Raw genomic sequence first — 307 nt, forward strand, 5'->3', positions numbered from 1 at the left:
CGTATCGGAAGGTGCGGCTGGATCACCTCCTTTCTAGAGTGCGCACGAAGTTAAGCGTCCACACTTATCGGCTGTAAATCAAGAACAGTTATTTGGTGAAGCGCGGTCCGTGACACAAGGTCACTGACTGGCTACTGATACTGATCCAAGCGGGTCTGTAGCTCAGCTGGTTAGAGCACCGTGTTGATAACGCGGGGGTCGTTGGTTCGAGCCCAACCAGACCCACCAAGGTTTCGGGGGTTTAGCTCAGCTGGGAGAGCACCTGCTTTGCAAGCAGGGGGTCGTCGGTTCGATCCCGTCAACCTCC

At 55.7% G+C, this 307-nt stretch carries 2 tRNA genes; both read left to right on the forward strand.

What is annotated here, in order from left to right:
• Nucleotides 1-151 precede the first annotated feature (151 nt).
• Nucleotides 152-228 (forward strand) — tRNA-Ile (locus tag HWE01_RS22660).
• A 7-nt stretch (nucleotides 229-235) separates the two neighbouring features.
• Nucleotides 236-307, forward strand: a tRNA-Ala gene (locus HWE01_RS22665).

Origin of the sequence: Herbaspirillum sp. C7C8 (genome assembly GCF_022627875.1) — a bacterium.
GTDB lineage: Bacteria > Pseudomonadota > Gammaproteobacteria > Burkholderiales > Burkholderiaceae_D > Herbaspirillum.